Source organism: Sphingomonas sp. Leaf20 (genome assembly GCF_001421535.1).
Lineage (GTDB): Bacteria > Pseudomonadota > Alphaproteobacteria > Sphingomonadales > Sphingomonadaceae > Sphingomonas.
Genome location: NZ_LMKN01000014.1, coordinates 47,764 through 54,051, shown reverse-complemented (window position 1 = coordinate 54,051; position 6,288 = coordinate 47,764). Strand labels below are relative to the sequence as shown.

At 56.0% G+C, this 6,288-nt stretch carries 5 protein-coding genes; all 5 read right to left on the bottom strand.

Annotated elements, in window-relative coordinates; translation table 11 throughout:
• A partial coding sequence (locus ASE72_RS19195; protein ID WP_443024791.1) for a hypothetical protein occupies nucleotides 1-236 on the bottom strand: 236 nt, incomplete at its 3' end.
• Between the two features lie 144 nt (nucleotides 237-380).
• Nucleotides 381-1,142, bottom strand: coding sequence for a glycosyltransferase family 2 protein (locus tag ASE72_RS19190; protein ID WP_056025572.1), 762 nt, complete (start codon nucleotides 1,140-1,142; stop codon nucleotides 381-383).
• Between the two features lie 115 nt (nucleotides 1,143-1,257).
• A complete protein-coding gene (locus ASE72_RS19185) occupies nucleotides 1,258-2,544 on the bottom strand; it encodes an exopolysaccharide biosynthesis polyprenyl glycosylphosphotransferase (RefSeq protein WP_156350690.1) in 1,287 nt (428 codons plus the stop codon).
• Nucleotides 2,545-2,802: 258 nt separating this feature from the next.
• Nucleotides 2,803-4,101 (bottom strand): hypothetical protein, encoded by a 1,299-nt coding sequence (locus ASE72_RS20490; RefSeq protein WP_156350689.1) that lies wholly within the window; start codon nucleotides 4,099-4,101, stop codon nucleotides 2,803-2,805.
• Nucleotides 4,061-6,274, bottom strand: a complete 2,214-nt coding sequence (locus ASE72_RS19180) for a GumC family protein (RefSeq protein ID WP_200916417.1) — start codon at nucleotides 6,272-6,274, stop codon at nucleotides 4,061-4,063. Before ASE72_RS19180 ends, ASE72_RS20490 begins: the two co-directional genes overlap by 41 nt.
• Nucleotides 6,275-6,288: the final 14 nt, after the last annotated feature.

Below are 6,288 nucleotides of genomic sequence, written 5' to 3'. Positions count from 1 at the left end.
TATTGCGCCATGACGCCGTGCCCCTTGCTAAGCACGAGATAGTCGCGATCAGGATGCCGGGGATCGCCACCGGGATAGCGCACGAACGAGCGGTACAGCACTGCCATGATCTCCACGATGGAGAAGGCGCAGCCGACGTGGCCGGTATTGCCGGCGCGTGCCATCGCAAGTACCGTCTCGCGCAGCGAACGAGGATTGAAGGCATCATTCTGCGGCCAGGAAACCAAGGGCGTCATTAGCGAGCAGCCCCGGGGGAAGTGACGCATCGGGCCGCAGCGCGGCACGAACGGCGAATGCAGAGGGTTCGTGTCATAATGCTCCTATGCCCGGAATGAGCATCTTTAGACAAGGTGTGGTCCTTCAGCACGTGGCGGGAAGGCTCAGGCGCGCGGCCGGCGGAATTGCAACAATTTAAGCGGCATGCGCAGCCATACTGCACCGCGGCTTAATGGTTGACCGAGTGCCCGAAGGCTACGTGCCAGTTCGCGGCTGAGCAAAAGCTTCGAGCTGATACCTGCGGTCGATACGCCTCCCGGGCGAAAATGGGTTAGTACGACTGGCAGCTTGGCGAAGCTGGCGCCACGACCGAGCACCGCCCGTGCAACAAGATCAAAATCGCCCGCGATCCGATAGCTCGTGTCGAAGCCACCTAGATCGCGAACGAGTGCGCGGCGCATAAACATCGACGGATGTGGCGGTTGCGCACCGACCCTGAGCCACCACGGCGCAAAACTGCGCGCCGAATAGAGACGCTGGCGCGCTGTATTGCCACCGTTGACGACAAACTGAGTATCCGCAAACAAACAATCTGAGTCTGTTAGGCCCAGACTTTCAGCAGCCAGCGCCAAGGCGTCGGGGCGCGCCAGATAATCGTCTGCGTTGAGGAACAGGAGATAATCGCCCGTCGCACGTGCTACGCCCTTATTCATGGCATCGTAGATACCAGCGTCAGGCTCACTCTTCGCCGACAGGCGGTCATGATCGTGCTGATGGACAACGTCCATTGTGCCATCGCGTGATCCGCCATCGACGATGATATGTTCGTAATCCACGCCGGTTTGTCGGGCGACGCTGGCAAGCGTATCGGCAATGGTCGCTGCTGCGTTAAAGCTTACGGTGACGACGGAAATGCTCGGCTTCATAGTGCTGGAGGTTCCCTGCAAGCAAATAGCGGTAAGGATCAGGGCGATAGCTAGGACTTACGCGCCGCCCATCGGCTTCTCTGGCATCGATAGGGCAATCTGCCTGACGGAAACTCTATTTTGCTCCCTTACCCGTCAGCATGGTCTGCGCCGTCCTGATCATTATCAGGATGTCCAACCAGACAGAGTAATTCTTGACGTAGTAGAAGTCATAATGGAGCTTTTCACGAACATCCGCCACATCTGCGACGTGGCCCTGGTTGATTTGGGCCCATCCAGTAACGCCAGGTTTAATAATGTGCCGATAATGATAAAAAGGAAGTTCGGTTGCGTACCATTCCGACAGCGCCAATGCCTCAGGTCGCGGCCCGATGAGGCTCATGTCGCCTTTGATAATATTAAAGAGCTGTGGCAACTCATCGAGCCTCGAACGTCGAAGGAAGCGCCCTAATCGGGTGATCCGTGGATCGTTATCCAGCGTGATTGCCGCATTTCGCGCGCTAGATGGCGCAGCCGGCGTCGCGTGACGCATGGTCCTGAACTTGTATACAAGGAAAGATTTCGCGCGAAACCCGACGCGGACCTGACGAAATAACGCCGGGCCCGGTGAATCAATTTTAATCGCCAAAGCCACTAAAGCCATAGGTACCGCAAGAAGAATTACACCTAATGTGGCAAGTATTACATCAATGAACGTCTTAGTCTTAAGAAAAACATCGTTTGGGTTGATCGACCCAAGCGTGTTTTCCGACAAAGCCTCTACTTCCACCCGGCCAGTTAGCTGCTCTACCGCCTGTTTTACGTGATAGACGGGAACACCTTGTAGAACTAGGTCAGCGATCCTGACGTCCCATTCGTCACTATGATCGTGGTTCAAATCTGCGACGACGCCATCGATTTCCGAGACCGGTCCTGGGAACTGCTCAAGCTGATGCCATACGACGTTATCGATCCGGTCGAGCCGGTCCGTTGCCCCTCCTGGCACGATCCCAAAAACCAGCCTTTTGTGATTGTCGATCTTGAAATGGAGAAACGCAAAAAACGCTATCGAAAGTAGGTAGCTAACGAGGAACTGCCCCCGGCTATAGTCAATCCGAAAAAAGATCAGTATCAACGATAGCATTCCGAACATAATCGTGAAGCTAGTTATGATATAGCCGCCAGACGCAATGCCTGGAAAGACGTGTAATCTTCTATATCCAATATAACCAAGTAAAATGGCAAATAATCCGCCAATCGCGGTATTGTACTGGGTTGGGGAAAATATAGAGACATCAAAAATATATTGCCTAAACAATACCGGTATGATGACGCAGAATAAGACGCCAAATGTCACTCGATACCGAATGCGATCGAGCCAGATGTACGAAGAATTGAGAACGGATCGTTGCTCGTGCACCATGTCGACTCGCAAAAAGGCATTACAAAGAATTTAGCGCATCATATTTGCTTTGAGACGCAGAAAGTAGGTAATTACGCACTCGATACAGTCAGTTACGACATATCACAACATAAGGCGTGTCTCGAACGGTCTGACGGTGGGGCTGAGCGTTATCCGCTCCGAAGTTCCTTGCTCTAGTAACATAAGAGACAATGATCGGCGCAAGGTTTCGAAGATAACGCTTCCTTTAACACATTGATCATCACCGCAAAACTCGGTTTAATGGGGCATTCTACCCGAACCGGTTGGTGTAAGTACTATACGATCGACCTGACCTGATATCCCGCTGGTTGCGTCCGATGGCTGCGCAAACAGCGTGAGCACCTGCACAGGGCAGCTAGCTGGTACAGTGAGGGTGCCTGTGAACACGCCATTCGCCGTCGCTGAATTCGGCATGGCGACGCGCCCCAGCTCATGCCCGTCGCTGCGGCAAATAAGGCTCCAGTATGGAAGCGCGCGGGCTTCTTGCTCTATTCCACTGCTGTGTCCAGCAACACGGTACGTGCCAGGCGGCAAGAGCTGCACCTGCTGAAGCACCGGTCCGCCGATACTTGCTGGTGCCGAGAACTCGAACGAACCGCCTTCGCGTGTGCGCTGGATCGACGTCGAGATGCTGCCATCATTCACCGGCGTCCAATCGAACAACGACGGTGTCTGAAGCAATGCAGCAAAGCGAGGATCGCGCGAGCGGTGGCGATCGGCGCCAGGTCGCACGTTCGCGTAATAGCTCCAAGCCTGATCGGCCTTGCCGGCATTAAGCAAGGCATTGACTACTGCAGCACGCGCGGGTTCGGGCACCGCGATCCCGCGCCCGCGGAGCCCTGAGAAAAGCGCTGCGGTATTTTCAGGATCGTCCTTCTGCTCAGCGGCATAGGTAATGTAACTGTCTGTCCAAAGCGGCTTGGCGGCTAGCGTGTTCACTAGCGCGGTCCGGATCGCAGGATCGTGCGCAGCCTGCGTCAAAACAGGATAGAGCAGATCGCTCATCATTGGCTTTGTGCGTAGAGCGATGTCGTACCAGCGTAACGCCCCGACAACGTCGCTGTGTGCAATAGCATCTTCTATCGACCACAATTGCGTCTGAACGTTCCGGCGAGAAAGCATTTGTGCGTAAGCGAGGAGGCGGCGTCCGCCTTTTCCGTTACCGTCCACTGTCGCAAGCCCGAGATTAGCTGCAGCAATTACCACAGTTGGATCCCGACGCAGCGACGTGCGTGAAAGAGCTTGTACCTCGACGCGGTCACGCGCAGTCGCTTCGGGGGTGACAAGCGCGCTGGCATGTAGCGCGGTCAGGCGGCCGTCATAGGGGAAAATCGCATCGGCAGCCGCAGGGCGTGTCTTAGCGGTAACTTGCGCAATCGAGAACGTAATGCTCGGAAGCGCAAGCACGGCAACGCCGCAGGCAAGCGCAATCCGCCCAGCCGACGCCGTGCGTGAACGACGCTTACGAATAGGGGAGCGCGGCATGTCGCTCGCCTCAGCCCTCGCCTTTCGTTTCGCGACCGTAGCCATATCCATAGTCATATCCGTAACCGTACGTTGCACGCCGTGATTCGAACTTGGTCAGCACGCCGCCGAAAATACGAACGTTGGCGGCAGCAAGGCGACCCAGTGCGGTTTTTACTTGGCTTGCACGAATACCATGCGACTCAACTGCATATATCACACCCTCAACGCGCGCAGCGATCAACGGCGCATCAGCGAGGCCCATCACCGGTGGCCCGTCAATTACGACGTGATCGTAATCTTCGAGTAGCCGCTCGATTAATCGGGCGAGGCGGTTGCCTGTCAACAACTCCGCTGCATTGGGTGGGATCGGCCCTGCAGACATCGCAGTGAACCCAAAATCGACCATTGAGAACGTCAAAGGCTCGATAGCGTCTTCGCCCGCGAGGAAGTTACTAAGGCCACGCTCGTGCCCGACATTGCCCAGGTGGTGAACCGACGGCGCACGCATATCGGCGTCGACAAGAATCACACGCTTTCCGGCACGAGCTAGCATTATCGCAAGCGCAAGTGCGGTCGTCGACTTCCCCTCGCCGGGGCGCGTCGACGTGACCGACAACGAACGAGGCGCGCCATGCTCGGTGGTAAAGCCAAGATTTGTACTGATGGCGAGATAGGCATCGACAAGATCGGACTTACGATCAAGCAGTTCGTCGCGTGGCGAGCTGTTATTAGCAACCTTCGGTGCCGACCCAAGCAAAGCGAGCCCAAGGCGGCGCTCCACTTCGCCAGGATCACCGAACGCCTCGTCCATTTGCTCAAGGATCAGAGCCGTGGCTGCACCCAATGCGAGGCCAGCTAAGAGCGAGATGAGCAGATTAAGGAAAAGGCGTGGGCTGGACGGCCGCTGCGGCTCATCGGCAATATCAACGACAGAAATGTTGTTAACTCCGACGCCATTGGCAACGCCAATTTCTTTATAGCGCTGAAGCAGACCGTCGTAGAGTGCGCGGTTGGTGTCTACTTCCTGCTGATAGATATTATACTGAATGCTACGCCGACGGTTGTCGAGATAACTCGACTTCAGCTGGTTGACGCGAGTCTGAAGCGAGTTTTCGCGAGCTGCTGCGATGCGATAGGCGCCTTCAATCGACCCTGACACACGCGATTCCTCGCGAGTAATCGCCCGATCGAGTTGGTCGATCTGCGATTTCATCGCCCTCGCACTCGGATAGCCGGGCTCGAACTGAACCATTAGCTGCTGATATTGCGCAGCAAGCTCCGCGCGGCGCTGACGCAGGCTGTTTATGGCCACGTTGCTAAGCGCCTCAGCTGGTGTGCCGCCCTTTTTAGCTCGGTACCGTGCTTCGGCTTCAATGCGGTCGGTGATTGCTTGCGTCAGTGCGGTGTTGAGCGCTGCAAGATCGTCCGCGACAATCGAACGCTCTGAGGTCACCGCGCCGTTGGCGCCGCTGCCCTGCGAAGGCAGATTGATGATCTGCTGCTGCGTGGCGTAGGTCACCAATTGGCGCTGGGTTTCATCAAGTCGTTGCTTCTGCAAGGCAAGCTGCCGCTCGAGCAGGTTGCGCCCGTATGATGTCGCCTGAACTTTGCGCTCAAGATTGGTCTGTATATAGTTCTCTGCCCAAGCGTTCGCGATACGTGTCGAGAACGATGCGCGAGGACTAGTGAACGAAATATCGACGAGGCGCGACAGTCGCGCCGGGGTCACCGAAAGGTTCTGCTGGAGAACCTCACCAGCGACGCGTTGGCGCTCGGCACGTCCTGTTGCGCTGTAGCGTCCATTTGAAAGCTCAAACGCTGGGCCATCGCTCGATATGCCGAACATCGTATAAAAGTCGGGATCGTCAACGAGGCGAAGCTGCGTTGCAACGCGCTCCGATAAAGCACGCGATCTTAGCAGGCCATATTGCGTCTGGTAAAACTCCTGATCAACACTATTCGTCTGGCGTTCAACGCCTTGAAAATTTGTGACCTGGTTGGCATCGCGCGCGATTTCGACAGTCGCGGTTGCCGTATATTTGGGAGTCATCAGCAAAGTAATGACAAGCCCCAGTACAACGCATGCAACGGTCACGCCAATAATGACGTATTTCCAGCGCAGCGCGATGCGTAGATACTGCTGGATGAGCGGCGTACGCTCGCTGTCGATTGGGCGCGGCGAGACAGGCATCGGTTCCGATGCGCCAGCTCCGGGCTGCAGGTTCGTCGTTACGGCGTTCATGCTTTTATCCGAAC